Raw genomic sequence first — 26,760 nt, forward strand, 5'->3', positions numbered from 1 at the left:
ACGGGTCCAGCCATGCCAGCGGACGCTGCTTCCAGCATCGGGACGTTTCCCCCCGCGCCGCCGCGGCCCATCGACATACCCTACACCTTCGCGCGCAAGAATGGCGTCGTCATGCTGCCGATCGAAGGCGAGCGGCTGACGATCGGCGTGCGGGAGGGGAGCGATCCGCGCGTGCTGCTGGAGGTGCGGCGTCATTTGGCGCGCAGTTTCGATGTCGTTTTCACGACGCCCGCCGAGTTCGACCGGCATCTGTCCAACCATTATGCGATGGAGGGCAGCGCGGCCGCGATGGCGGGGTCGCTGGATGTCGGTGCGGATGAGCTGGACATATTGGCTGCCGATATTCCGACGGCCGACGATCTGCTGGATAGCGCGGACGATGCGCCCGCAATCCGCCTGATCAACGGCATCATCGCCGAAGCCGCGCGGCAGGGCGTGTCGGATATTCATATCGAACCCTATGAAACGGGCCTGATCGTTCGCATGCGCGTGGATGGCGTTCTGCGCGAAACGCTGCGCATGCCGCCGCATGTCGCGCCGGTTGTGGTCAGCCGCATCAAGGTGATGGCGCGGCTCGACATTGCCGAGCGGCGTGTGCCGCAGGATGGGCGCATCGGCCTGACGCTGGGCGGCAAGCTGCTCGACGTGCGTGTGTCCACCCTGCCAAGCCGGGCGGGCGAGCGGGTGGTGCTGCGTATTCTCGACAAGGAGAATGCGGGGATTACGCTCGACCTGTTGGGGATGAACGGCACGCCGGATCGGATTTTCCGCGAAGGATTGAGCGAACCCAATGGCATCATCCTGGTCACCGGGCCGACCGGGTCGGGCAAGACGACGACACTTTATGCCGGTTTGCGCCAGCTAAACGACGGATCACGCAACATTCTGACGGTCGAAGACCCCGTTGAATATGCGATGGAGGGCGTTGGCCAGACCCAGGTGAATGCCAAGGTCGGGTTGACCTTTGCGGCTGGGCTCCGCGCGATTTTGCGGCAGGATCCCGATGTGGTGATGGTCGGCGAAATCCGTGATCGCGAGACGGCGGAGATTGCGGTGCAAGCGTCGCTGACCGGGCATCTGGTGCTGTCCACCGTCCACACCAACGACGCGGTCGGGGCGATCACGCGGATGCGCGACATGCGGGTCGAGCCGTTCCTGCTGGCATCCACGCTGCGCGCGGTGATCGCCCAGCGGCTAGTGCGGCGCTTGTGTCAGAGTTGCCGCGAGCCGGTGCAGGCGGACAAGTCGGCCAGTGCGCTGCTGGGTTTCGATCCCGGCACGATCATCTATCGCGCGCGTGGCTGCGACGAATGTAGCGGTACGGGGTATAAGGGCCGGATCGGCGTGTTCGAGGCGATCCGCGTCGATGATACGATCCGCCGCCTGATCAATGATGGTGGCGACGAATCGCTGATTGCGCGCCATGCCTTCCTCAATGCGCCCAATCTGGGGTCGGCCGCGCGCGCTCTGGTGCGCGACGGACAGACCACGGCGGAAGAGGCGATCCGCGTGTCGCGGCGTGATTCGGTCGAGGCGGAAACGATCGTCGATGGCTGAGTTCGACTATGTCGCGATCGACCCGGCCGGCAAGGACCGCAAGGGATCGATCAAGGCCGATAGCATCGAGGAGGCGCGCGCCAAGCTGGACGCGCGCAAGCTGTTCATCGTCGCGCTGGAGCCGGGCGCGGTGGAGAGCGCGCGCAGCCGCGCGAATCTGTCGCTGCGCAGCCCGCGCCTGAGCGCCAAGGAACTGACGCTGTTCACAAGGCAATTGGCGACGCTGACGCAGGTCAGTCCGCTGGAAGAATCGCTGCGCACGATCGGGCGGCAGAGCGAGCAGGATCATGTCCGCGCCGTCGTCGGCAAGGTCCATTCGGGCGTGATGGAGGGGCGGCGGCTGGCCGATGCACTCGGCGCGGAGCCGAAAAGTTTCCCGCCGCTCTATCGCGCGATGATCTCCGCAGGCGAAAGCTCCGGCAGCCTGCCCACGATCATGGAGCGACTGTCAGACCTGATGGAACGGCAAGCCCTGATGCGGTCGAAGGTGCTGACCGCGATCGCTTATCCATCGGTGCTGGCGACCTTTGCGGTGTTCGTGGTAGCGGCGTTGATGATCTTCGTCGTGCCCAAGGTAGTCGAGCAGTTCGACACGGTGGGGCAGGAATTGCCGCTGCTGACGCGGATGGTGATGGGCTTGTCGGCGTTTCTGGCGGCCTATTGGTGGCTGTTGCTGATCGCGATGATCCTGGGCGGCGTCGCCTTCTGGCGGGCGCTCAAAAATGAGCGGTTCCGCTATCGGTTCGACGCGACTTTGCTGGGGCTGCCGGTGCTGGGCAAGCTGATCCGCGATCTGCACGCCGCGCGGATGGCGCGGACGCTGTCGACCATGGTGGCGAGTCGCCTGCCGTTGATGGAGGGGCTGACGCTGACGGCCAACACCGTGCATAATCGGGTATTGCGCCGCGCGTCGGACGAGATTGTCGAAGCGATCCGGGGCGGGGGCAGCCTGTCCGCCGCGCTGCGCCGGGCCGGTGTGTTCCCGCCGCTGCTGGTCTATCTGGCGGCCAGCGGCGAAAGTGCCGGGCGGCTCGATACGATGCTGGAACGCGCGGCGGATTATCTGGAGCGCGAGTTCGACTCGTTCACCTCGACCGCGCTCGCCATGCTGGAACCTATCATCATCATACTGATGGGCGGCATCGTCGCCGTCATCATCCTGTCCATCCTGCTGCCGATTTTGCAGTTGCAAAGCCTGACCGGGGCTTAGGAGTTGAATATGTTTAAGCTAAAATCCGTTCGGGTTGAGCGTGTCGAAGCCCCTTCTTTCTTTTCAGCAAAAGGAGTGCCCTTCGACAGGCTCAGGGCGAACGGAGATAACAGGCGGGGAGAAGAAGGCTTCACGCTGGTCGAATTGATGGTGGTCATCGTCATCATCGGCCTGCTGGCGACGATCGTGGCGATCAACGTCATTCCCGCGACCGATACCGCGCGGGTCGAGAAAGCGAAGGCCGACATCTCCACGATCGAACAGGCGCTGGAGCAATATCGGCTCGACAATCTGACCTATCCCGCCGGATCCGACGGGTTGCAGGCACTGCTCAATCCGCCCGCGTCGCTGGCCCAGCCGCAGCGCTATCGTCGCGGTGGCTATATCAAGAAGCTGCCCGACGATCCGTGGGGCCGCGCCTATATTTACACGGTGCCAGGGCGCAAGGGCGCGTTCGACATCAGTTCGCTGGGCGCGGATGGACAGCCGGGTGGCGAGAGCGAAAATGCGGATATCTATTCCAGCGAGATGTAACCTATCCGCCGTTCGCTTCGAGCGTGTCGAGAAGCGTTTAGCTTCGTTGAACCGGGCTCTGCCTCGTTTCTCGACTTCGCTCGAAACGAACGGATGTGAGTTCAACTTTGTGCGGCGTTCCGCCCAACAGGGATTCACGCTTGTCGAACTGATGGTCGTGCTGACGATCATCGGTTTCATTTCGGCTGCCGTCGTCATGGCCATTCCCGATCCGCGCGGGCGCGTGATCGAGGATGCCGACCGCTTTGCCGCGCGCGTTGCTGCCGCGCGCGACGAAGCGGTCGTCACGGCTGCGCCGATGGGATTGTGGGTGTCGGCGTCGGGCTATGGCTTCCAGCGCCGCGAGGATGGGCGGTGGGTGCCGTTGGAGGACAAGCCCTTCGTCACCGCCAACTGGAAGGGCGGCACGCGCGCTTTGGTGGGCAAGGACGGGCGGCAACAGATCGGCTTTGATGGCACGGGGCTGCCGACCGATCCTCTGACCGTCACGCTGGCGCGCGAAGGCGAGCGGGTGTCGGTGACGGTCGATATGGCCGGGAAGGTCATGGTCGGTGGGTAAACCCGAACGCCTTGCCCCCGCCCAACAGGGCTTTACGCTTTTAGAAATGCTCGTCGCGCTGGCGGTGTTCAGCTTGGCGGCGCTGGCGCTGGTGCGGTTGCAGGGGGTGACCCTGCGCACCGCTGCCGATCTCGACAGCAAGGCGTTGGGCCAGATCGTCGCGCGCAACCTGATGGTGGAGGTGCAGAGCGATCCTTTGCCGCCTTCGGTGGGCGAAGAGGAGGGCGCGGTCGCCAATGGCGGGCGGGACTGGCGTTGGCACCGGATCGTCAAGCCGACCGACGACCAGCGGCTGCTACAGGTGGACTTGACGGTGGACGGGCAGCCGGGCGCGTCGCCGGTGGTGCTGAGCTTTGTGCGGGTGGTGGAGTGATGCATTGCGCGCGCTCACATCTATTCGGGTCGTGCCACGGCTTCTCGACTTCGCTCGAAGCGAACGGAGAGCATGGTGCGGACGCGGGCTTTACGCTGATCGAATTGCTCGTCGCGCTGATGATCTTTGCGATGCTGGCCAGTGCGGGCGTCCTGCTGCTCGGCAATAGCGTGTCGGCGCAGGCGCAGATCAAGGCGCGGCTTGACGATATGGCCGCGGTCCAGCGCGCGAGCGGGGCGCTGGCGGGCGATCTGGGGCAAGCAGTGCCGCGCATCACCCGCACGGAGAGCGGCACGCTTGCGCCAGCTTTCTGGGCGAACGGGGAAGGCGAAGGCCAACCGGTGATGCAGTTCGTGCGCGGCGGCTGGGACAATCTGGGCGACCTGCCGCGGCCTTCGCTGCAAAAGATCGAATATTGGGTGCGGCAGGGGCGGCTGGAGCGGCGCAGCTATGCGCAACTGGACGGCGCGGCGGGCGATGAACCAGCGGCGCTGCTGGACAATGTCGAAGCGGTTGTCCTGAAATTTCGGGATGCGCAGGGCAAATGGCGGGATGATTGGACCCCGACCCAGCCCGACCTGCTCCCCCGCGCGGTCGAGATGGTGTTGACGCGGACGGGCGAACCGCCGGTTGCATTGCGCTTCCTGGTCGCGCCCGGCCCGATCGAGAGGCCGATTGTCGAAGGCGCAACCGGTGCCTGATCTGCGCAAGCCCAATGAACGCGGTGCGGCGCTGCTGACGGTATTGCTGCTGGTCGCGGTCATGTCCGTCGTCGCTGCGACCGCGCTTGAACGGGTGGCGCTGGCCACGCGCATGACGGGCAATGGCGGCGCGATCGATCAGGCGCGGGCCTATGCCGACGCCGGGACGCAGATTGCGCGCATGCGGATCGGTGATCTCGTCGCGTCCAATCCGGCCAGGATCACGCTGGCGGGCGGATGGATGGGGACGCCGCAGAGCATTCCCGTTCCCGGCGGCATCGCGACCGCGCGGGTCACCGACGGCGGCAATTGCTTCAATGTGAACAGCGTCGTGACAGGGGAGAGCGAGGCCAGCCTGAAGGTCCGGCCCATCGGCGTATCGCAATTTCAGGCCTTGCTTCAGGCGCTGGGTGTCGATGCGCGCCAGGCGCAGGGCGCCTCGGCTGCGCTGGCCGACTGGATTGATAGCGACAGCGTTGCGCAGCCCGGCGGCGCGGAGGACGAAACCTATGCGCAGGCCCCGCGCCCCTATCGCGCGGCAAACCGATTGATGGTCGATGCCAGCGAATTGCGCGCGGTCAACGGCATCACGCCTGCCATTTACGATCTGGCGCGGCCATGGGTTTGCGCGCTGCCCGTCACGGATTTGTCGCCGATCAACATCAATACGCTGCTACCGACGCAGGCACCGCTATTTGCGATGCTGTTGCCGGGGCAATTGTCGGTGGTGCAGGCGCGGCAATTGCTGGCGCAGCGGCCACCGGACGGCTACGGCAGCACGGTGCAATTCTGGGCTATGCCTTCGCTTAGCGGCCTGTCGCCGATGACCGAGGTGGCGGAGCAGGTCAAATTGACGACGGGGTTTTTCGAAGTGGACGTGTCGGTGAATGTCGGGGGAACGCAATTGGTGGAGCGCGCGCTGATCGACGCGCGGGAGAACCCGGCGACGATCGTGCGACGCAGTTGGGGCGCGGGCGCATGAGCGCACGCGATGCCTTGATCGTCTTTCTGCCCGAAGCGGAAGAGGCGGAGCCGCACTGGATGCGGGTGATCGATGGCGCGCTGGTGCAGTCGGGCGTGGGCGCCAATTGGCTCGCCGCCTGTGGCATCGCCGCCTTGCCCGATCAGGCGCGAGTAATGTTGGTGCCGCCGGCCGCTTTGGTGGCTTTGCACTGGACCGCCCATCCCGACCTACCGGTGCGGCAGGGGCGGGCAGCGGCGCGGTTGGCGGCCCTGGCGGGTGGCATTGCGCCAGCGGACCAGCTGTTCGCTGCCCCTTGCGCCAATGAAGACCCCGCCCGGCCGCATATCATCGCGCTCGCCAGCCGCGCCGACATGCAGCATTGGTTGCTATGGGCGCAGCATCACGGGCTGGACCCTGATTTGATCGTCCCCGCCGCTTTGCTGCTGCCTGAGCCGGAGGACGGCTTTGCGCGGGGCGACATTGGCGGCGCAACCGTGTTGCGCGGTGTCGACATGGCGCTGACCGACGACATGGCGACGGACGCCCTGGTCGGCGATGCACCGATTGCCGATGTGTCGCCTGGTTTGATCGAGGGGCGCGCCATCACCGCGCTCGACAATCCACCGCTCGACCTGCGCCAAGGCGATTTTGCCAAGCGGGTGCGGCGGTCGATCGACCAGCGGGTGATTGGGCGGATCGCTTTGTGGAGTGGCTTGATCCTGCTCGCCAGCCTGTTGATCGCGCTCATCGGCATTGCGAAAAATTATGGCGAGGCCAGCCGCCTCGACGCGGACAGTCTGGCGCAGGCGCAGCAAGTGCTGCCGGGCGCCAGTGATCCGGCGCAGGCATTGGCCGAGATGGAAGGGCAGCTTGCTGCGCGCGGGGCGGGTGGGCGTGCCTTTACGGCACCGGTCGCCGGATTGCTGAGCGCGATGCAGGATGCGCCGGGTGTGGCACTGACCAGCCTGTCGCGCGACCCGGACGGGATGGTCCGCGCGACGCTGGCCTCGGCGAAGGCCGATGACATCAACATCGTGCTGCTCGCGCTCCAGGCGGCGGGCTTCACGATCACGGCCACCCCATCGCAGGATCCGGGCGGGCGAACGCTGGCGGATATCACGGTGCGGTCATGATGGAACGGATGAAGAGCCTTTGGGCCGAACGCTCGGCGCGCGAACAGGTGATGCTGGGCGTGATGTTCGCGCTGCTGGCGGGCGTGATCCTGTGGTTCGGGGTGGCGATGCCGCTCGACCGGGCGCAGGTTGCAGCGCGTGATGACTTGCGCGCCGCGACCGACCGCAACGCCGCGGTACGCGCGGCGGTCAAGCAGTTGAAGGCCTTGCCCCGCAATGCGCAGGCGGCAGGACCGAGCGCGCCGATCGACCAGTTGGTGGGCCAGAGCGCGGGTGAGGCGGGATTGACGCTGGAACGGGCGCAAGCGCAAGGGGCGGACCGGATGGACATCGCGCTCGCCTCGGTTCGCCCGGTGGCGCTGTTCAGCTGGCTCGCCACGCTGGAAGCCCAAGGCGTGCGCGTCGATACGATGAGCGCGCGGCCTGCACCCATGGCGGGCAGCGTGTCGGTGCAGGCCGTGCTTGCGCGAGGGAACGGACAATGATGGGCCTGACCCTGTCGCGTCGGATGCGGATCATCCTGCTCGTCACGCTGGCGCTTGGCTTGCTGATCTTCCTGCCGATGCGGGTTGCGCTGGGCCTTGCTGGGCTGGAGCGCCTTGGTGTCGCTGCACGGGAAGTGCGGGGGACGGTGTGGAGCGGGCGGATCGACCAGTTGATGCTGGGCGAGATGCCGATGGGGAGCGTGCGCGCGGGTCTTTCGCCCATTGCCCTGCTGACCGGGCGTGCGCGATTCGACATAGAGCGGCGCAACGGCCTGGCCGACGATATTGGCGGCGCTTTGACGGTCGGCTTCGGCCGGATCGGCATCGACGATGTGACGGGCGCGGTGCCGCTGGGTCGCACCTTTGCGCCGCTCCCAGTGGGTAGCCTGATGCTGGAGGATGTCAGTGCCTATTTCGCCGGAGATCGCTGCGGCCATGCCGAGGGGCGAGTGCGGGCGCGGATGGCGGGGCAATTTCCCGGCCTCAACCTGACGCAGGGGCTTTCGGGCGTCGTCAGTTGCGATGGCGATGCCTTGCTGCTGCCGCTGGTCAGCCAGTCGGGCATGGAAAAGCTGACGCTGCGCATCTGGCGGTCGGGACGCTATTCTGCTGAAATGCGGGTGGAGACGGCGGATCCGGCACTGGCCGCGGCGCTGGGACTGGCGGGCTTTACGGCTGTTGGCAACGGGCAGTTGCTCAAGGTCGACGGCACACTGTGATCGAGCCGGTTGCGGCGCTGATCGGCGGCCTTGCGGGTGCCATTCTCGGCAGTTTTCTCGCGACGCTGATCCTGCGCTGGCCGCAGGGGCGCAGCGTGATGCGGGGGCGATCGGCCTGCGACGGGTGCAGGCGGACGCTTGGCGCGCGGGATTTGATACCGTTGGTCAGCGCGATGATGCAGCGCGGGCGATGCCGCAGTTGTGGGGCAGCGATCGACCCTTTGCATGGCCGGGTCGAAGCGGGATGCGCCGTGATTGGCGTGCTGGCGCTGGGCATGATGCCCAATCTGGGCGGCATCGGCTGGGCTGTGTTCGGATGGTTGCTGCTGACGCTGGCGGTGCTGGACTGGCGGCATTTCTGGCTCCCCGATGCGCTTACGCTGCCGCTGGCCTTTCTAGGCTTCACTATCGGCCTGTGGGCAACCGACGTGGCGCTGGTCGATCGCGCCATTGGTGCGGCGGCGGGCTATGGCGCGCTATTGGCCATTGCGCTTGGCTATCGGGCGGTGCGGGGGCGGGACGGGCTGGGCCTGGGCGATGCCAAGCTGCTGGGCGCGCTCGGCGCATGGACGGGCTGGCAAGCCTTGCCCTTCATCCTGCTGATTGCGTCGGCGACGGGTCTGTTGGTGATGCTGATGACGGGCAGGGCCAAGGAAGCCGGTGCGCGCGTCCCGCTGGGGACGTTCCTGGCGCTGGCGGCTGTGCCGGCCTGGATCATCGTGCAGCGCATCATGTGAGGTAAGTGGTCGGGGAGACAGGATTCGAACCTGCGACATCCTGCTCCCAAAGCAGGCGCGCTACCAGACTGCGCTACTCCCCGACGTCGATGCGCCTTAGCGGCCCAATGTGCGTGCCGTCAATCGACTTACAAACAAAAAGGGCGGACCTGACGGCCCGCCCTTCGGAAATCTCGCTGACGCGAAGATTACATCGCGTTCGCAGCGTTGTTTGCCATCATCGCAGCGTTGTCGGCAGCGTTGGCGGCATTCATGGCATTGTCCGAGGCGTTCATGGCGTTCTCGACGACATTCTCAACCACGGCGTTCGAAGCGTTCGCGGTTTCGTTGGCCGGGGTCTCACCGCAAGCGGCGAGAGCCATCAGGCTGGCCGAAGCGAAAACTACAGCGATCTTCTTCATTGTGTACGGCTCCCATAGCATTTTGCCGCGTCAGCCACTTTATGATGTGACCCTACGCGAGCGACCCGCATTAACGTGTGCGCTGCACAAATCAATGCTTTTCTGCGTCGGTGAAGCGACAGAATCACGCGACGGGGTGTTGTCTACAATAAAAGTTCAGTTAACGCCCATGGATTCTGATGCATTGGCGATAAGGTTCAATGTGACGGCCCAGGCGGCGACGTTTTGGCGCAGTTGCGCGGGGTCCACCTTGTCCAGCGTATCGTCGGGCGTGTGGTGCAGATCGAAATAGCGCGTGCCATCCTGCTGAAGGTCGATGACGGGCACGCCCGCCCGCACCAAAGGCGCGATGTCCGCGCCGCCGCCAGCCTCCTGCTTGCTTGCGCCGATGCCGAGCGGGGCCAGTGCCGCCGCTACGCGCGTCGCCAGCGCTTCATGCCCTTGCGGTAGCTTGAAATCGACGCGCCACACCCGGTCGGCACCAAAGTCCGACTCGATCGCCAGCGCATGTTTTTCCGCGCCATGGGCCTTGAAATAAGCGCGCGCGCCATCGCCGCCGACTTCCTCTGCGCCCGCCATCAGCACGCGGATAGTACGGCGGGGCTGTCCCGCTTTTGCGACATGCAGGGCGGATGCCGCCGCAATGGCGCAGCCGCTGGCGTCGTCGATAGCGCCCGTGCCCTGGTCCCAGCTGTCGAGGTGGCAGGCGGCGACAACGACGCCTGCTGCCGGATCGCTGCCGGGAATTTCGGCGATGACATTGCCCGATGGCTGATCCTTAAGCATCTTCGATGTCAGGGTGAGGTGGAGCTTGACCGGCTGACCGCGCGCAATGACGCGGGCGAGCTGTTCGGCATCGGGTACGGAGAGCGCCGCGGCCGGGATCGGCGTGACGCCATCGGCCCACATCTGAACGCCGGTATGGGGCATGCGGTGATGGTCGGTGCCGATCGAGCGGATGAGGATGCCGATCGCGCCCTTCTTCGCCGCGATGCTTGGCCCCTGCCGACGCGCTGCGCCGAAATAGCCGTAGGAGGAGCCGTCCTGCGTTGCATCCATACCATGGCTGACGAAGGCGATCTTGCCCTTCAGGCTCGCGTCGGGGGCCGCTTCCAGATCGGCGAGGGTCGGGAAATAGACGACTTCGCCGGTAATCCCCTTGTCCGTGGTCGATCCGCTATTGCCCAGCGCCGCCAGCACCAGATTTTGTGGGAAGGGCGAGAGGATCTTCGCTTCGTCATGCCCGCGTACCCATACCGGCATGGTATAGGGTTCGGACCGCACATTGCTGAACCCCAGCGCTTTGAGCTTGGCCACTGCCCAGTCGCGTGCGCGCGCCTCCTGCGGCGTGCCAGCCGGGCGCGGCCCGACTTCGGTGGTCAGCCCTTCGGTAAAGTCCCAGGCGACGTCGTCCTTGAGCGCCGCTTCGCGAATCGCGGTGCTGTCTGCCGGGGCAGCGAGGGAGAGGGTGGGGGTGAAAGCGCTGCCAAGGAGGAGGGCGGCCAGCGTGCCCGATCGGATTTTCTGCATGGATGGGAGCGTAGCGAGCCATCACCCATTTGCCAATGCGTCCCGCCTCCGCTAACTCCGCGCCAAATCCTTTCTCTGTCTTTATTCGGAGCTGCAGAACCCATGTCCGCCTCCTCGCAATATGCCTATGTCATGAAGAGCATGACCAAGACCTTCCCCGGCGCGCCCAAGCCGGTGTTGAGCAACATCAACCTGCAATTTTATCGCGGGTCCAAGATCGGCATCGTCGGGCCGAACGGCGCGGGTAAATCGACCCTCATCAAGATCATGGCCGGGATCGACACTGATTTTTCGGGCGAAGCTTGGCCGGGCGAGAATATCACGGTCGGCTATCTGGCGCAGGAGCCGCAGCTCGACCCCAACAAGAATGTCCTGGAAAACGTCAAGGACGGTGCCCGCGAGATTGCGGACAAGATGGATCGTTTCAACGAGATCAGCAACATCATGGCTGATCCGCCCGAAGACGTCGATTTCGACGCGCTGATGGAGGAAATGGGCACGTTGCAGGAGCAGATCGACGCGGTCGATGGCTGGACGCTCGACAATCAGCTCGAAATTGCGATGGAAGCGTTGCGCTGTCCGCCGTCCGACCTGTCGGTCGAAAATCTGTCGGGCGGTGAAAAGCGCCGCATCGCGCTGACCCGGCTGCTGATCCAGAAGCCTGACATCTTGCTGCTGGACGAACCGACCAACCATCTCGACGCCGAAAGCGTCACCTGGCTGGAAAATCACCTGAAGGAATATGCGGGCGCGGTGCTGATGATCACCCATGACCGCTACTTCCTCGATAATGTCGTGGGCTGGATTCTGGAACTCGATCGGGGCAAATATTTCCCCTACGAAGGCAATTACTCCACCTATCTGGAGAAGAAGGCCAAGCGTCTGGAGCAGGAAGACCGCGAGGCCACCGGCCGCCAGAAGGCGATCAATGACGAGCTGGAATGGATCAGGGCCGGGACCAAGGGGCGTCAGACCAAGTCCAAGGCGCGTATCAAGAAGTTCGAGGAACTGGTCGCAGGGCAGAATAATCGCAGCCCCGGCAAGGCACAGATCGTCATCCAGGTGCCGGAGCGTCTGGGCGGCAAGGTCATTGAGTTCAAGGGCATCAGCAAGGCCTATGGCGACAAGCTGTTGTTTGAAGACCTGTCCTTCCTGCTGCCGCCGGGCGGCATCGTCGGCGTGATCGGGCCGAACGGCGCGGGTAAATCCACGCTGTTCAAGATCATCACCGGTCAGGAGACGCCCGATAGCGGCGAAGTCGATATCGGCACGACCGTGCGGCTGGGCTATGTCGACCAGAGCCGTGATCATCTCGACCCAAGCAAGAATGTCTGGGAAGAAATCTCCGACGGTCTCGATTATGTGAAGGTCAATGGCCATGACATGTCGACGCGCGCCTATGTCGGGGCCTTCAACTTCAAGGGGCAGGACCAGCAGAAGAATGTCGGCAAGCTGTCGGGCGGTGAGCGCAACCGCGTCCACATCGCCAAGATGCTGAAAAAGGGCGGCAACGTCCTTCTGCTCGACGAACCGACCAACGATCTCGACGTCGAAACGCTGGGCGCGCTGGAAGAGGCGATCGAAAATTTCGCGGGCTGTGCCGTGGTCATCAGCCATGACCGCTTCTTCCTCGATCGGCTTGCCACCCACATCCTGGCGTTCGAAGGCGATAGCCATGTCGAATGGTTCGAAGGCAATTTCGAAGCCTATGAGGAGGATAAGCGCCGTCGCCTGGGCGATGCGGCCGATCGGCCCACGCGCCTCGCCTATAAGAAGCTGACCCGATAATCGCGCATCACGGATTTTTGACGATGACCAACTCTACTCCTCCGTTCCGCGCCGACCATGTCGGCTCGTTGCTGCGACCCGCTGCCGTTACCGCTGCCCGAAAAGCCTTTTTCGAAGAGGGCAGCATCTCCCGCGAGGAATTGACCGCCATCGAGGATGCCGGGATCGTCGAAGCGGTAAAGATGCAGGAATCCGTTGGCCTGAAGGTCGTGACCGACGGTGAAATTCGGCGGTCCTTCTGGCATTATGATTTCATGGGCGGGCTGACCGGCTTCGACCTGGAACAGCGCGACCCGGAAGATGGCGCGCAGTTTCATGGCGTCAAATTGCGGCCGACCTTCCCGGTCATCACGGGCAAGCTGGACTTCCCAGCGGACCATCCGATGCTCGACCATTTCCGGTTCCTGGCGAAAACGACCAGCGTGACGCCGAAGATTTCGATCCCTGGCCCTAGCTGCTGCCATTTTCGGACCGCGAAGGAGGATATTCGCGTCCCCGAATATGCCGATCTCGGTGCGCTATTCGCGGACTTGTCCGCGACCTATGCCAAGGCGGTTCAGGCCTTTTATGATGCGGGTTGCCGCTATCTGCAGATGGACGACATCTTCTTCGCCTATCTCTGCGACCCCAAGCATCGGGCGCAGAAGGTGGCCGAAGGCATCGATCCTGACTGGCTGATCACCGCCTATGCCCGCATGATGCAGGACGCGATCAAGGATCGTCCCGCCGACATGTTGATCGGGATGCATATGTGCCGCGGCAATTTCCGTTCCACCTGGGCGGCCGAGGGTGCCTATGATCTGGCGGCGGATGCCATCTTCAATCAGACCGGCGTCGATCTGTTCTTCATGGAATATGATAGCGAGCGGGCCGGTGGTCTGGAGCCGTTGCGCTTCCTGGCCAAGGGCAAGCAGCGGGTCTATCCCGGTTTCATCACGACCAAGGTGCCTGACCTGGAGCCGATCGATGGCTTGAAGCGCCAGATCGAGGAAGCGGCGAAATATGCCGATATCGACCAGCTCGGCATCGCGCCCCAGTGCGGCTTTGCCTCCACCGAAGAGGGCAATGCGATCACGCCGGATGAACAGCGGGCGAAGCTCGAACTCGTCGTACAGACGGCACAAGCCATCTGGGGCGAAGCCTGATTCCATTGCGGTTGCAACATTTGCAACCGCAGACCATCGCTTTGCACTTGTTATGATACCGCTATCAATGCAGGAAGACGGTGCCTTTCAGGCATCCTCTCCTAAAACTTTACGGGCCGGTCTTTGCGAAGACCGGCCCTTTTTTTGCGATTGTCGGTAGCGTGGCGGCGTTTCGTCGGGCGGATCAATTGACCCGCTTGATCCAGACCTGTCCGCCTTCACGCGTTTCCGAGATGAAATTGGGGACGTCCTGCACCAAGTCGGACAGGCGTTTATAGCCATAATTGCGCACGTCGAAGCTGGAGCGGTTGCCCGCCAGTTGGCCCACCGATCCCAGTCGCACGAAGCCGCGTTCGTCGCGGGTGACCGATCCATAGGCGTCGATCAGCAATTTGATGACTTCCTCGTCCACGGCTTTCTTCGCCACCGGGGCGGGTGGCGCGGCTTTGGCCGGACTGGCTTTCGCAGGCGTGCTTTTTTCTGTCGCTGGCGGCGACTTGGCGGCGGTTGCTGTCGCTTTCTTCGCGACCGGCTTGGCCAGCGGCACTTCGGCTGCGGCCAGTGCGGCGACGTCGATGAAACGGGTGCAGGCGCGGCGGAAACCTTCGGGCGTCTGGACCGAACCGAAGCCATAGACCGGAATGCCCTGCTGCCGGATGCGGGTGACGAGCGGGGTGAAGTCGCTGTCGCTCGACATCAGGCCAAAGCCATCGACCCGGCCCGATGCCATCAGGTCCATGGCGTCGATCGTCATCTTCATGTCGGTGGCGTTCTTGCCTTTGGTCAGATCGAACTGCTGCTGCGGCTCGATCGCCTGCGCGACCGAGAGCGCCGCCCAGGTCTTGAGCGTGGTCTTGCTCCAATTGCCATAGGCGCGGCGGATATTGACCGTGCCGAGTTCGGCCAGGACGGTCATCACCGGATCGAAATGCGCGGCGGACGCATTGTCGGCGTCTATCAGCAGGGCGATATTGCCGCTGCCATCGCGCGTCGATGCCATATCAGTCCTTTCAGGCGGGTGAGAAAATGCCGCTTTGGTCGTCCATCACGTGCAACTGGCCATCGGCAATGGCGAAGAACGCACCGACGAGTTTCAATTCGCCCTTGCGCTCCTTGGACCGGACGCAGGGGAAGGTGCGCAGATTGGCGAGGCTGACCTTCACCGCCTCCTGCTCCATCGCCCGTTCGACTGCGTCGCTACGTTCGTCACCATGGGCAGCAATCACCGTCTCGCGCGCATCGTCGAGCAGTTCGATCCAGGCATGGATGAAGCCGCCGTCGCCCGGCTCCGCGTCTTTCAGATCATGGCTGAGCGCGGCCTTGCAGCCGCCGCATTTGCCATGGCCCATGACGACGATCTCGCCGACTTTCAGTACCTGCACCGCAAATTCCAGCGCCGCCGACACGCCATGATGGCCAGGCGTCGTTTCGAACGGGGGCACGAGGGCAGCGACGTTGCGGACGACGAAGATTTCGCCGGGGCTGCTGTCGAAAATCTGGGTCGGGTCAACCCGGCTGTCGGAACAGGCGATCACCATGACGCGGGGGCTTTGCCCTTCGTTCAATTCATCCCATCGGCCGCGCTGTTGCGCCCATCCGGTTTCACGGAAGCGGCGATAGCCTGCGAGCATGTCGGTAAAGTCGGTCATGCGACGGGGTGTGCCCGACAATATCAGCACTGGCAAGACCGGCCCTGCATCGCTATCTGGGGCCAATGAACGACATTGCCCCCATCCCCGTGCCCGGTCAGCCGGAGCGCATGCGCAAGCCCGACTGGATCCGCGTCAAGGCACCGACCAGTCCCGCCTATCATGAAACGCGCAAGCTGATGCGGGACAAGGGGCTGGCGACGGTATGCGAGGAAGCGGCCTGTCCCAATATCGGCGAATGCTGGTCGAAGAAACATGCGACCGTCATGATCCTGGGCGATGTCTGCACGCGGGCCTGCGCCTTCTGCAACGTCAGGACGGGGATGCCGCGTAAGGTCGATGTCAACGAGCCGCAGAATCTGGCCGATGCGTCGGCGGAGATGGGGCTGGAGCATATCGTCATCACCTCGGTCGATCGCGACGATCTGCCCGATGGCGGTGCGTCGCAATTCGTCAAGGTGATCGAGGCGCTGCGCCGGACGACGCCCAACACGACGATCGAGATACTGACCCCGGACTTCCGCAACAAGCATGAGCGGGCGGTCGAAATGATCGTCGCGGCGCGGCCGGACGTTTATAACCATAATCTGGAGACAGTGCCGCGCCTCTACCCGACCATCCGGCCCGGCGCGCGTTATTATGCGTCGCTGCGGCTGTTGGAGTCGGTCAAGCGGCTCGATCCGTCGATCTTCACCAAGTCGGGCATCATGCTGGGGCTGGGCGAAGAGCGGCTGGAAGTGCATCAGGTGATGGACGATATGCGGTCGGCCGATATCGATTTCCTGACGATGGGCCAATATCTGCAGCCCACGCCCAAACATACCAAGGTGATGGAGTTCGTCACCCCGGCGGCGTTCAACAGCTATGCCGCGATCGCGCGGGCCAAGGGCTTCCTTCAGGTTGCATCCAGTCCACTGACCCGGTCGAGCTATCATGCCGGCGAGGATTTCGCGCAGATGCGCGCGGCGCGTGAAGCGAAGTTGGCCAAAGCGGCCGTGAAGGCCTGAGCTCTCAATGCCCAAGCATAGCGAAACCCGCCATCTGCCCTATACGCCGACCCAGATGTTCGACCTGGTGTCCAATGTCGCGGCTTATCCTGAATTTCTGCCCTGGATCAGTGCGATCCGTGTCCGATCGGACAGCGAAGCGGACATGGTTGCCGACATGATCGTGGGCTTCAAGGGGATCAAGGAAAGCTTCACCTCGCGCGTTCACAAGCATCGGCCCGACCATGTCCGGGTCGATTATATGGACGGGCCGCTCAAGCATCTGCACAATGAATGGCGCTTTCGCGATGACGGGCAGGGCGGGGTGTTGGTGGATTTCGAGGTCGAATTCGAGTTCAAGAACCGCCTGTTCGAAATGCTCGCGGGCCAGGTGTTCGACCGGGCGTTACGCAAGATGATCGGCGCGTTCGAAACGCGCGCAGCCGCGCTTTATGGTGCCGAGGGTTCGGGCAGCAACAGTTCGAGCGCGCATAGCGCCGCCTGAAGCCGGACGCCGCCCCGGCCGGTATCGCCGAAATGCCGCATGTCGGCGACGACCTTGTCCGCCGACGCGCCGCGTTCGGCGCGGGCAAAGACGACCGTGCCAACGGGTTTTTGTTCGGTGCCGCCGCCCGGTCCTGCGATCCCGGTGATGGCGACGGCGACATGGGCGTGGCTTTGCTTGAGCGCGCCTTGGGCCATGGCCCATGCGGTGGCGATCGAGACGGCGCCGAAGGTTTCGAGCACATCCTGAGACACTTTAAGAAGTTCGACCTTCATGTCATTGGAATAGGTTATGAAACCTGCCTCGAACACGTCGGATGATCCGGCGATTTCCGTCAGCGCAGCCGATACCAGCCCGCCGGTGCAGCTTTCCGCCACGGCGACGGTGCGGCCTGCGCGCCGGTTGGCGATGATGACGCGCTCGGCGAGATCGACGAGTTCGGCGGGAAGGATGTTGTCGGGCATGATGTCAGGATAGCGCGGGAAGGGAGAGGGTGGCAACCGCCTGCGCCGCAATACCTTCGCGCCGCCCGGCAAAGCCCAACCGCTCCGTGGTCGTTGCCTTGACGCTCACCCGGTCGATCGGGACCGCGAGAATGGTGCCGATGCGGGCGCGCATGGCGTCGCGATGCGGGCCGATCTTGGGCGCTTCGCAGATGATGGTCAGGTCGACATGATCGATCCGCCCGCCGCGCGCCGTCACCCGATCGCCCGCATAGGCGAGGAAACGATCCGACGACGCGCCACGCCATTGCGCGTCGGAAGGCGGGAAATGGCTGCCGATATCGCCTTCCGCCAGCGCGCCGAGCAGCGCATCGACGATGGCGTGGAGGGCGACGTCGGCGTCGCTATGCCCGGCGAGGCCACGATCATGCGGGACCAGCACGCCGCCCAGCCATAATAATTCGTCCGTCGCCAGGCGATGGACGTCATAGCCCATGCCAACGCGCACGGTCATAATGGGCGCCAGCCGCGCTTCGGCGCGGGCAAAATCCTGGGGATAGGTCAATTTTTCCAGTCCTTCATCGCCATCCACCAGGATGGCGTCATGGCCGACGGCGCGGAGAATTTGGGCGTCGTCGGTGGCTTCGCGGGCGATGTCCCAGGCCTGGTGAGCCGCGAGTATCGTGTCGAAGCGGAAGGCTTGGGGCGTCTGCACCCGAAACAGTGCGTCGCGGGGCACGCCGTCGGCCATGCGCCCGTCCATGCCGCGCACCAGCGTATCGGCGACCGGCAGCACAGGGATCGCGCCTTCTGCCTCGCCTAGCGCGCCGAGTAGCCGATCGATCACCACGCCCGGCAGGAACGGCCGGGCGGCGTCATGGATCAAAATCCGCGCTGCGCCACCTGTTGCCGCAATCGACTCCAGCCCGGCGCGCACGGAGCCGCGGCGGCTGTCAGCGCCTTCGATGAAGGAGGCCACGCGATCGCCGAGCAGTTTGCGGGCCATGTCTTCCTGCCCTGCGCCCAGCACGATATGGATCGCATCGATCGCGCCATGCGCTGCCAGCGCGTCATAGGCATGGGCCAGCACGGCCTTGCTCGCGACCAGGCGAAATTGCTTGGGGGTGTCGCCACCGGCCCGGTTGCCCTGGCCCGCCGCGACGAGCAGCGCGACAGTCTTGCTATTGTCTATCATGGGGCCAGCGCATAGCCGAGTGCCGGGAGGGCCGCCAGACCCCATCCCTTGCCGACCCTTCCCATTTCGGCTATGGCCTGCCTGTTTTTTAGGCAGTAGCATCAGAGTTTATGTCCAGGCTTTCCCCCATCTCCATCGGCCCGGTGACCATCGCCACGCCAGTCGTCCTTGCGCCGATGACCGGCGTGACCGACATGCCGTTCCGCACGCTGGTCCGTCGCTATGGCTGCGGCCTCAACGTGACCGAGATGATCGCGACCGCCGCGATGATCCGTGAGACGCGCCAGTCGCTGCAGAAGGCGGCCTGGCATCCGCTGGAAGAGCCGGTGTCGATGCAATTGGCGGGCTGCTCGCCGACCGAAATGGCCGAAGCCGCCAAGTTGAACGCTGACCGCGGCGCGGCGATCATCGACATCAATATGGGCTGCCCGGTCAAGAAGGTCGTCAATGGCGATGCTGGCAGCGCGCTGATGCGCGACCTGCCGCTGGCCGCTGCGCTGATCAAGGCGACGGTCGAGGCGGTGGACGTGCCGGTGACGGTGAAGATGCGGATGGGCTGGGACCATAGCAGCCTCAACGCGCCCGAACTGGCGCATATCGCCGAGGATCTGGGTGCGAAGCTTATCACTGTTCATGGCCGGACCCGGTGCCAGATGTACAAGGGCAGCGCCGATTGGGGCTTCATCCGCTCCGTTAAGGAGGCGGTGAAACTGCCGGTGATCGCCAATGGCGACATTTGTTCGATCGAGGATGCCGACATGGCGTTGGAGCAGAGCGGCGCGGATGGCGTGATGATCGGGCGGGGTGCCTATGGTCGTCCCTGGCTGATCGGTCAGGTGATGGCCTGGCTGGAACGGGGCGAGCGTATCCCGGATCCTACGCTGGAAGAACAATATCGCGCGATTATAGGCCATTATAAGGCGATGCTCGATCATTATGATAACCATACCGGCGTCAATATGGCGCGCAAGCATATCGGCTGGTACACCAAGGGGCTGACCGGATCGGCCGAGTTCCGCCATGCCGTGAACCAGGAACCCGACGCCGCCAAGGTGCTCGACATGCTCGCCGGTTTCTACGAACCGTTGATCGCCAGCGGTGCGGATGCCACCGCCATGCGTCAGGCGGCATGACCGTTGCCATGACGGTCGTCCCGCCGCTTCGCATGCAGCAGGACGGACCATCGCTCAGCGACCAGATGACGGCCTTGCCGGTCGCGACCCTGTTGGTGCGGCCGGACAACAGCATTGCCGAAGCCAATGTCAGTGCCGAGACGTTGCTCAACATGGCGCGATCGGCGATCATCGGCAGCGATGTGGCGCGGACGATCCGTATCGCGGAGGCAGGCGCGCGCTTCGATATCTGGCACAGCAACAAGCCGATCGCCGCCTATGACATCAAGGTCCATGCCGGGCGCACCGCCGAGATGGAGGTTGATCTGATGATCTCGCCGATCATCGATCATGAAGGCTGGCGGGTCGTGTCGCTCCATGCGCAGAGCCAGGCGCGTAAGATCGGTCATCGCGGCACATCGGGCGGGGCGCGCTCGGCCATGGGTGCGGCGGCGATCCTGGCGCATGAGATCAAGAACCCGCTATCGGGCATCAGGGGCGCAGCGCAACTGCTTGAATCGGGGCAGGATGGCCGTGACAGTGCCTTGACCCAGCTCATCTGCAACGAGGTCGATCGCATCGCGGCGCTGATCGACCGGATGCAGGATTTCACGACCGACCGGACGCTGGAATGCCGCCCCGGCAATATCTATCCACTGATCGACCGCGCGGCCGGGATTGCGTCGGCGGGATTTGCACGAAACGTAAAGATCATAAAACATTATGATCCATCCTTGCCATTCGCCAACATCAATGAAGATGCGTTGGTGCAGGTGATGATCAACCTGCTCAAAAATTCCGCCGAAGCGCTGGAGCAGGTCGAAAATCCCTGCATTCGCGTCGAGACGGCCTTTCGCCATGGCGTGTCCGTGGTGATGGGCGGGGGCAAGGGGAGTGCGGTCCTGCCGATCGAGATCGTCGTGGTGGACAATGGACCGGGGGTTCCCGAACATATTTTGGACCATCTCTTCAACCCCTTCATCACTGGCAAACGGGACGGGCAGGGGCTTGGGCTGGCGTTGGTCGATAAGCTGGTCCGCGACATGAGCGGCTTCGTTCAATATTCGCGCGATGCTGATGCGGGCGAATCAACGTTCCGCATCCTCCTGCCGATGGGCATGGGCTAATGGCGGCGACGGGAACCGTTCTGGTCGTCGATGACGATCCCGCCATCTGCGTGGTGGTGGGCGAGGCGCTGCGGCGGCAGGGGCATAAGGTGAAGACCGCCGCATCGATCCGCGAGCGGGCGGCGCTGATGGAGAGTTTCCGGCCCGATATACTGATCACCGACGTCATGCTGCCCGATGGCGACGGGCTGGAGGGCGTGGCGGACATCATCGCCAGTCGGCCGGACCTCAATGTCATCATCCTGTCGGCGCAGAACACACTCAACACCGCGATCCGCGCGACCGAAAAGGGCGCGTTCGAATATCTGCCCAAGCCGTTCGACCTTAACGAACTGACCCGTGCCGTCGCCGATGCGCTGGGCACGCGGGAGAGCGCGACGGAGGAGGAGGGCGATGGCGGCCTGCCGCATGACGGACTGCCGCTGGTCGGTCGATCGCCCGCGATGCAGGAGGTCTATCGCACGATTGCGCGGGTGCTTTCCAACGACCTGTCGATCCTGGTGCTGGGCGAGTCGGGCACGGGCAAGGAACTGGTGGCCGAAGCGATCCACAGCCTGGGCCAACGACGCACGCGCCCTTTCATCGCCATCAACATGGCGGCGATTCCGCGCGAGCTGATCGAGGCGGAATTGTTCGGTTATGAGAAGGGCGCTTTTACCGGCGCCCATGCCCGCACCGCCGGCAAGTTCGAGCAGGCGCAGGGCGGCACATTGTTCCTCGACGAGATTGGCGACATGCCGATGGAGGCGCAGACGCGGTTGCTGCGCGTCCTGCAATCGGGCGAGGTGACGACGGTGGGCGGGTCCAAGCCGGTGCGGGTCAATGTCCGCATCATTGCCGCAACCAACAAGGATCTGCCGCCGCTGATCGAGGAAAATCGCTTTCGGCAAGATCTCTATTACCGGCTGAACGTCGTGCCGATCGCATTGCCCGCGCTGCGGGAGCGGCGCGATGACGTGATCTTGCTGGCGCGTCATTTTCTGGAGCGGGCGGCGCAGGAAGGCCTGCCGCGCAAGACGCTGGCGGACGATGCGGCGCAATTGCTGATGGCCTATCATTGGCCGGGCAATGTGCGCGAATTGCAGAATATGATGCAGCGCCTGTCGGTGCTAAGCCGGGAAAATGTCATCACCGCGGATATCCTGCGCAACATGCTGCCGATGGATGCGGTGCCCGCCGATTATGCCGCGCCCGCCGATCATCTGGCCCACGCCGTGCGCGATTGGGCGAAGCGGCAGCTGGGCATAGGCCTCGGGCAGGCCAATCGCAGCCTACATGATGATCTGCTTGCGGTGATCGAGCCGATCCTGTTGCAAGAGGTGCTCTCGAGCGTCGATGGCAATCAGATTCGCGCCGCCGGACTGCTGGGGATCAATCGCAATACGCTGCGCAAGAAACTGACCGATTATGGCCTGGACCCGCTCCAGCTTCGCCTTGCCGACTGATCGGGACGCGCCCGCTTTTCGGGACGAACCGACGGGCGATATCGACCAGCGACAGGTTTTGGCCCAAATACTGTGTTTGATCGGGCACGGGGTTGTTGTAACAAAGCCACTATGAGCGGCGCGACCACATTTTCCCGGCGGGCATCGACATGGCGCCGACGATTGCCGCCTTTCCTGCGGCATGGACGGTTGGCGGCGCTGGTAGAGGGCGTAACGCTCGCCCTGTTCCTGGGCGTTGCGGTGCTGACCTATCAATTGTTGGCGGGGGGGAGTGCGCCGTCGGGCGCCCTGCTGCCCCCGCCGATCATCGCGCTGTTGCTGGTAGCCAATCTGGTGCCCGCGATCGCGCTGCTGATGCTGTTGGGGCGGCGCGTGGCCAAGCGGCGTGCGGCGCAATCGGCGATCGGCAGCGATGGGCAGTTGCACGTGCGGCTGGTCGCCATCTTCTCGATCGCGGCCAGCGTGCCGATGCTGCTGGTCGTGATCTTCGCATCCCTGCTGTTCCAATATGGCGTGCAATTCTGGGCGTCCGACAGCGCGCGCGGGATGCTACAAAATGCGAGCGACCTGGCGCGCGGCTATTATGAGCAGAATTTGCGCGAGGTGAGCGATGAAACCGTCACCATGGCAGACGATCTGCGCGATTATCTGACTCAGTCCGATGTCTCCAGCCCGCGTTTTGCCGAAGGGTTCATCTTTCAGGTGGTGACGCGCAAGCTGAACCGTGCGTCGATCATCGAGGTCGGCAAGGATGGCGTGGCGCGGACGGCCGCGACGGTCGAGCCGGACAATCGCCCGGCATCCGAGATATTGACGCCGGAAGTCACCAAGCGGCTGGCGGCGGGCGAAAATGTCGTGGTGCAGGCGCGGCAGAATCAGATCGAGGCGGTGACGCTGCTCTATCCGGGGTCGAAAATCTATCTCTACGTCACGCGCAATGCGGGCAGTTCGTCCTTCTCCAATGCGGAGCGGGCGAAGACGGTGATCGCGGACTATGACCTGTTCGCGGCGCAATCGCGCGCGTTGCAGTTGCGGTTCAACATCGCCTTGTTCGTGGGATCGCTGCTGCTGGTCGGCATTGCCGTCTATATCGCGTTGGCGGTGGCCGATTGGATGGTGCGGCCGGTGAACGAACTGGTGACGGCGGCGCGGCGGATCACGGCGGGCGACCTGTCGGCGCGCGTCACCAGCCTGCAAAGCCGTGACGAGATCGGCACGCTGGCAGCGGCGTTCAACCGGATGACACAGCGGCTGGAAGCGCAGACCGGCGCGCTGGTGGGCGCGAACAGCCAGTTGGACGAGCGGCGCGCCTTTATCGAAGCGATCCTGTCGGGCGTCAGCGCGGGTGTCTTGTCGGTGGATCGTGACGGCGAGATCCAGTTGCTCAACCGATCGGCCGCCGCGATTTTGGTGGAGGAGGGCGATGATCCGGTCGGTCGGACATTGGCCGAGATCGCGCCGGAATTGGCGGAGTTCATTGCGTCGGGCGACGGCGCTGGCATCGTGCAGGTGCGCGCGCATGGCGACCTGCGCACATTGGCGGTCAAACGGTCCGAGGATGCGTCGCGCCATATTCTGACGTTCGATGACATCACCCAGCAATTGTCCGATCAGCGCCGGGCGGCCTGGTCCGATGTCGCGCGGCGGATCGCGCATGAAATCAAGAACCCGCTGACGCCGATCCAGCTGGCAGCTGAGCGACTCCAGCGGCGCTATGCCGAGGAGATCACCAGCGATCGGCCGACATTCACCCGGCTGACCAGTACGATCGTTCGGCAAGTGGGCGATCTGCGCCGGATCGTGGATGAATTCTCGTCCTTCGCGCGGATGCCCAAGCCCGTGTTCCGGCGCGAGGCCGTGGCCGATATTGCGCGCCATTCCCTGTTCCTGCACGAAGTCGCGCATCCGGCGATCCGCTTCGAATTCCATACCGACCAGCCCGACCTGGAAATGGTGTGCGACCGGCGGCAATTGGGGCAGGCGCTCACGAACATCGTCAAGAATGCGGTGGAAGCCATTGAACCCAAACCGGTTCCCGACGATGGCAGTCCGCGTGGCCATGTCCGCATGACGCTGGCGGGCGAGGGCGATGCGCTGATCATCACGGTCAGCGATGACGGCATCGGGCTGCCGCCCGAACGGGACCGCATACTGGAACCCTATATGACGACGCGGACCAAGGGGACGGGTCTGGGCCTGGCCATCGTCAAGAAGATTGTGGAGGAGCATCTGGGGGAAATCCGCTTTGACGATGCGCAAGGTGGCGGTGCGCGCGTGACATTGCGGTTTGCCGCAGGGGCGCTGGAACGACTGGAAGAGGGGCAGGTAATCGCCATGCCCCAGGGTAATTTGACGGGAAAAGTGACGGCCAATGGCGCTTGATATTCTGATAGTCGACGATGAGGAGGATATTCGCGATCTGGTCGCGGGTGTTTTGGAGGATGAGGGCTTTACCGCCCGCACCGCCGGCAATGCCGATGCCGCGATCGAGGCGCTGGACGCGCGCCGCCCTTCGCTCGTCCTGCTCGACGTCTGGTTGCAGGGGTCGCGGATGGACGGCCTGGAACTGCTGGACGAGATCAAGCGGCGCGACCCCACCATCCCGGTTTTGATGATTTCGGGTCATGGCAATATCGACACCGCCGTCGCGGCGATCCGCAAGGGCGCAGCCGACTTCATCGAAAAGCCGTTCGAGGCCGACCGGCTGTTGCACCTGGTCAGCCGCGCCACCGAGACCGAACGGTTGCGGCGCGAAAATCAGGTGCTGCGCGCCCGTTTCGGGCAGGATGACGAGTTGACCGGCAGTTCCGCGTCGATCAACGGCGTGCGCGCCACGATCAAGAAGGTTGCGGGCACCGGCAGCCGCGTGCTGATTTCGGGTCCGGCGGGCGTCGGCAAGGAGATTGCCGCGCGGATGCTGCATAGCTGGAGCGGGCGGGCCGACTCGCCCTTCATCATCGTCGCTGCCGCGCGCATGGACCCCGACCGGGTCGAAGAGGAATTGTTCGGGCTGGAGGACCAAAGCGGTCTCGTCCGCCCCGGCTTCCTGGAGCAGGCGCATGGCGGCACGCTCTATATCGATGAAGTTGCCGACATGCCGATCACCACGCAGGGCAAGATCTTGCGCGTTCTGACCGACCAGAGTTTCACGCGGGTTGGCGGCCAGCGTCATGTGAAGGTGGACGTGCGGGTTATCTCGTCCACGGCACGCGACCTGGCGGGCGAGATTGAGGAAAGGCGATTCCGTGAGGATCTTTTCTATCGCCTCAATGTCGTGCCACTGGCCATTCCGCCTCTGTCCGAACGGCGCGACGATATCCCGCCGCTGGTCGAACATTATCTTGCCCGCTTCGCCGCAGAACGGCGCGTGCCGCCGCCGGAGATGGCGAGCGATGCGATGGCTGCGCTGCAGGCCAATGAGTGGCCGGGCAATGTCCGCCAGTTGCGCAATGTCATCGAACGCACGATGATCCTGGCGCCGGGCGACCGGATCGGCCGGATCGAACTCGACATGCTGCCGCCTGAATTGACCAGCGGTGGTGGCGGGGAAGGGATGGGCCAGTCCGCGATCATGGGCGCGCCGCTGCGCGAGGCACGCGAGAGTTTCGAGCGCGAATATCTGCGCATTCAGATCCGGCGTTTTTCGGGCAATATCTCGCGCACCGCGACCTTCATCGGCATGGAACGATCGGCATTGCACCGGAAATTGAAGCTGTTGGGGATAACCGACGACAAGGAATAGACGCGCGCCATTCCCCATGGACGACTGTTCGCAATTGCGATACGATCGTTGCGCCTCCGACAAGCGGGGGCAAGCAAGACACCCTGCTTAAGGGCGCACGAGCGGGTAACGTCCCGCCAAGAATAAAGGACTGGCGACGACCATGGCCGACAAAATGAACAATTTGCAGGATATTTTCCTCAACAGCCTGCGCAAGAGCAAGACCCCGGTGACCATGTTCCTGGTGAAGGGCGTCAAGCTGCAGGGCATCATCACCTGGTTCGACAATTTTTCTGTGCTGCTGCGCCGCGATGGCCAGTCGCAGCTTGTCTACAAGCATGCCATTTCGACCGTCATGCCAGCGCAGCCGATGGACTTGTCCGACCTGCGCAAGGCGAGCGAGGGCAATGGCAAGGCCAAGCTGCTGCAGGAAATCTTCCTGTCGGCCGTCCGCAAGTCGGGCAGCCCGGTGACGATGTTCCTGGTCAACGGCGTCATGCTGCAGGGCGAAATCGCTGCGTTCGACCTGTTCTGCATGCTGCTGGAACGCGATGGCATGGTCCAGCTCGTCTACAAGCACGCCATTTCGACGGTCCAGCCGCTCCATGCGCTCGACCTGACCGGCGAGAATGAACAGGACGATTGACCTATCCTGCGCGGAACGCACGCGCCGTCCGCATTTCATCGAATACTAGTCTATGCGCTCCCGCGCAGGCCTTTGCCCCGTTCCTTCGTTGGACC

The 26,760-nt window shown here is 63.8% G+C and carries 27 protein-coding genes and 1 tRNA gene; 21 read left to right on the forward strand and 7 right to left on the reverse strand.

Annotated elements, in window-relative coordinates; all coding sequences use genetic code 11:
* Positions 1-12 precede the first annotated feature (12 nt).
* The 11 genes from gspE (at position 13) to SxD43FB_RS00965 (ending at position 8,972) form a co-directional block, all read left to right on the forward strand.
* On the forward strand, positions 13-1,557 hold the full coding sequence (gene gspE, locus SxD43FB_RS00915) for a type II secretion system ATPase GspE (protein ID WP_096060745.1): 1,545 nt from the start codon (positions 13-15) through the stop codon (positions 1,555-1,557).
* A complete protein-coding gene (gene gspF, locus SxD43FB_RS00920) occupies positions 1,550-2,767 on the forward strand; it encodes a type II secretion system inner membrane protein GspF (RefSeq protein ID WP_096060596.1) in 1,218 nt (405 codons plus the stop codon). The genes gspE and gspF overlap by 8 nt, the downstream gene beginning before the upstream one ends.
* Positions 2,768-2,776: 9 nt before the next feature.
* The gene (gene gspG / locus SxD43FB_RS00925; protein WP_176482641.1) at positions 2,777-3,301 is read left to right on the forward strand and encodes a type II secretion system major pseudopilin GspG; all 525 of its coding nucleotides are present in this window, start codon (positions 2,777-2,779) and stop codon (positions 3,299-3,301) included.
* A 109-nt stretch (positions 3,302-3,410) separates the two neighbouring features.
* Positions 3,411-3,860, forward strand: coding sequence for a GspH/FimT family pseudopilin (locus SxD43FB_RS00930; RefSeq protein WP_096060598.1), 450 nt, complete (start codon positions 3,411-3,413; stop codon positions 3,858-3,860).
* Complete coding sequence (gspI, locus tag SxD43FB_RS00935; RefSeq protein WP_255245559.1) at positions 3,853-4,233, forward strand: type II secretion system minor pseudopilin GspI; 381 nt, start codon at positions 3,853-3,855, stop codon at positions 4,231-4,233. The genes SxD43FB_RS00930 and gspI overlap by 8 nt, the downstream gene beginning before the upstream one ends.
* On the forward strand, positions 4,233-4,934 hold the full coding sequence (gspJ, locus tag SxD43FB_RS00940; RefSeq protein WP_096060600.1) for a type II secretion system minor pseudopilin GspJ: 702 nt from the start codon (positions 4,233-4,235) through the stop codon (positions 4,932-4,934). Before gspI ends, gspJ begins: the two co-directional genes overlap by 1 nt.
* Positions 4,927-5,916, forward strand: coding sequence for a type II secretion system minor pseudopilin GspK (gene gspK, locus SxD43FB_RS00945; protein WP_096060601.1), 990 nt, complete (start codon positions 4,927-4,929; stop codon positions 5,914-5,916). The genes gspJ and gspK overlap by 8 nt, the downstream gene beginning before the upstream one ends.
* On the forward strand, positions 5,913-7,031 hold the full coding sequence (gene gspL, locus SxD43FB_RS00950) for a type II secretion system protein GspL (RefSeq protein WP_096060602.1): 1,119 nt from the start codon (positions 5,913-5,915) through the stop codon (positions 7,029-7,031). The genes gspK and gspL overlap by 4 nt, the downstream gene beginning before the upstream one ends.
* Positions 7,028-7,516 (forward strand): type II secretion system protein M, encoded by a 489-nt coding sequence (locus SxD43FB_RS00955; protein WP_096060603.1) that lies wholly within the window; start codon positions 7,028-7,030, stop codon positions 7,514-7,516. Before gspL ends, SxD43FB_RS00955 begins: the two co-directional genes overlap by 4 nt.
* Complete coding sequence (locus SxD43FB_RS00960; protein WP_096060604.1) at positions 7,513-8,235, forward strand: type II secretion system protein N; 723 nt, start codon at positions 7,513-7,515, stop codon at positions 8,233-8,235. The genes SxD43FB_RS00955 and SxD43FB_RS00960 overlap by 4 nt, the downstream gene beginning before the upstream one ends.
* Complete coding sequence (locus tag SxD43FB_RS00965) at positions 8,232-8,972, forward strand: A24 family peptidase (RefSeq protein WP_096060605.1); 741 nt, start codon at positions 8,232-8,234, stop codon at positions 8,970-8,972. The genes SxD43FB_RS00960 and SxD43FB_RS00965 overlap by 4 nt, the downstream gene beginning before the upstream one ends.
* A 6-nt stretch (positions 8,973-8,978) precedes the next feature.
* Here SxD43FB_RS00965 and SxD43FB_RS00970 read toward each other — a convergent pair.
* From SxD43FB_RS00970 to SxD43FB_RS00980, 3 genes are all read right to left on the reverse strand, one after another.
* A tRNA-Pro gene (locus SxD43FB_RS00970) sits at positions 8,979-9,055 on the reverse strand.
* Between the two features lie 105 nt (positions 9,056-9,160).
* On the reverse strand, positions 9,161-9,373 hold the full coding sequence (locus SxD43FB_RS00975; protein WP_037472731.1) for a hypothetical protein: 213 nt from the start codon (positions 9,371-9,373) through the stop codon (positions 9,161-9,163).
* A gap of 156 nt (positions 9,374-9,529) precedes the next feature.
* Entirely contained in the window at positions 9,530-10,903 is a 1,374-nt protein-coding gene (locus tag SxD43FB_RS00980) for a M20/M25/M40 family metallo-hydrolase (protein ID WP_096060606.1), read from the reverse strand.
* Positions 10,904-11,005: 102 nt separating this feature from the next.
* Between SxD43FB_RS00980 and ettA the strand changes: the two genes are divergently transcribed.
* Entirely contained in the window at positions 11,006-12,691 is a 1,686-nt protein-coding gene (ettA, locus tag SxD43FB_RS00985; protein ID WP_037472204.1) for an energy-dependent translational throttle protein EttA, read from the forward strand.
* 23 nt (positions 12,692-12,714) lie between these two features.
* Complete coding sequence (locus SxD43FB_RS00990) at positions 12,715-13,836, forward strand: 5-methyltetrahydropteroyltriglutamate--homocysteine S-methyltransferase (protein ID WP_096060607.1); 1,122 nt, start codon at positions 12,715-12,717, stop codon at positions 13,834-13,836.
* A gap of 184 nt (positions 13,837-14,020) precedes the next feature.
* Here SxD43FB_RS00990 and SxD43FB_RS00995 read toward each other — a convergent pair whose 3' ends face one another.
* Entirely contained in the window at positions 14,021-14,836 is an 816-nt protein-coding gene (locus tag SxD43FB_RS00995; RefSeq protein ID WP_096060608.1) for an NYN domain-containing protein, read from the reverse strand.
* 10 nt (positions 14,837-14,846) lie between these two features.
* Entirely contained in the window at positions 14,847-15,485 is a 639-nt protein-coding gene (locus tag SxD43FB_RS01000; protein WP_096060609.1) for a carbonic anhydrase, read from the reverse strand.
* Positions 15,486-15,550: 65 nt separating this feature from the next.
* Here SxD43FB_RS01000 and lipA point away from each other — a divergent pair, with 65 nt between their 5' ends.
* The gene (gene lipA, locus SxD43FB_RS01005) at positions 15,551-16,492 is read left to right on the forward strand and encodes a lipoyl synthase (RefSeq protein WP_096060610.1); all 942 of its coding nucleotides are present in this window, start codon (positions 15,551-15,553) and stop codon (positions 16,490-16,492) included.
* A gap of 7 nt (positions 16,493-16,499) precedes the next feature.
* Entirely contained in the window at positions 16,500-16,976 is a 477-nt protein-coding gene (locus tag SxD43FB_RS01010) for a type II toxin-antitoxin system RatA family toxin (RefSeq protein WP_096060611.1), read from the forward strand.
* Here SxD43FB_RS01010 and SxD43FB_RS01015 read toward each other — a convergent pair.
* Both SxD43FB_RS01015 and SxD43FB_RS01020 read right to left on the reverse strand, forming a co-directional pair.
* Positions 16,922-17,440, reverse strand: a complete 519-nt coding sequence (locus tag SxD43FB_RS01015; RefSeq protein WP_069066707.1) for a CinA family protein — start codon at positions 17,438-17,440, stop codon at positions 16,922-16,924. The two genes, SxD43FB_RS01010 and SxD43FB_RS01015, sit on opposite strands and share 55 nt — an antisense overlap.
* Positions 17,441-17,444: 4 nt before the next feature.
* Positions 17,445-18,614: a bifunctional 2-C-methyl-D-erythritol 4-phosphate cytidylyltransferase/2-C-methyl-D-erythritol 2,4-cyclodiphosphate synthase gene (locus tag SxD43FB_RS01020; protein ID WP_096060612.1), complete on the reverse strand. Its 1,170-nt coding sequence runs from the start codon at positions 18,612-18,614 to the stop codon at positions 17,445-17,447.
* 110 nt (positions 18,615-18,724) lie between these two features.
* Between SxD43FB_RS01020 and dusB the strand changes: the two genes are divergently transcribed.
* From dusB to hfq, 6 genes are all read left to right on the forward strand, one after another.
* A complete protein-coding gene (dusB, locus tag SxD43FB_RS01025; RefSeq protein WP_096060613.1) occupies positions 18,725-19,747 on the forward strand; it encodes a tRNA dihydrouridine synthase DusB in 1,023 nt (340 codons plus the stop codon).
* Positions 19,744-20,853: an ATP-binding protein gene (locus SxD43FB_RS01030; protein WP_096060614.1), complete on the forward strand. Its 1,110-nt coding sequence runs from the start codon at positions 19,744-19,746 to the stop codon at positions 20,851-20,853. The genes dusB and SxD43FB_RS01030 overlap by 4 nt, the downstream gene beginning before the upstream one ends.
* Complete coding sequence (gene ntrC, locus SxD43FB_RS01035) at positions 20,853-22,298, forward strand: nitrogen regulation protein NR(I) (protein WP_096060615.1); 1,446 nt, start codon at positions 20,853-20,855, stop codon at positions 22,296-22,298. Before SxD43FB_RS01030 ends, ntrC begins: the two co-directional genes overlap by 1 nt.
* A 111-nt stretch (positions 22,299-22,409) precedes the next feature.
* Positions 22,410-24,680, forward strand: coding sequence for an ATP-binding protein (locus SxD43FB_RS01040; RefSeq protein ID WP_096060616.1), 2,271 nt, complete (start codon positions 22,410-22,412; stop codon positions 24,678-24,680).
* Positions 24,670-26,040 carry a sigma-54 dependent transcriptional regulator gene (locus SxD43FB_RS01045; RefSeq protein ID WP_037474542.1) on the forward strand — a complete coding sequence of 457 codons (1,371 nt, stop codon included), beginning with the start codon at positions 24,670-24,672 and terminating at the stop codon, positions 26,038-26,040. Before SxD43FB_RS01040 ends, SxD43FB_RS01045 begins: the two co-directional genes overlap by 11 nt.
* Positions 26,041-26,170: 130 nt before the next feature.
* A complete protein-coding gene (hfq, locus tag SxD43FB_RS01050) occupies positions 26,171-26,665 on the forward strand; it encodes an RNA chaperone Hfq (protein ID WP_310222215.1) in 495 nt (164 codons plus the stop codon).
* Positions 26,666-26,760: the final 95 nt, after the last annotated feature.

Origin of the sequence: Sphingobium sp. D43FB, from assembly GCF_002312805.1 — a bacterium.
Taxonomy (GTDB): Bacteria; Pseudomonadota; Alphaproteobacteria; order Sphingomonadales; family Sphingomonadaceae; genus Sphingobium.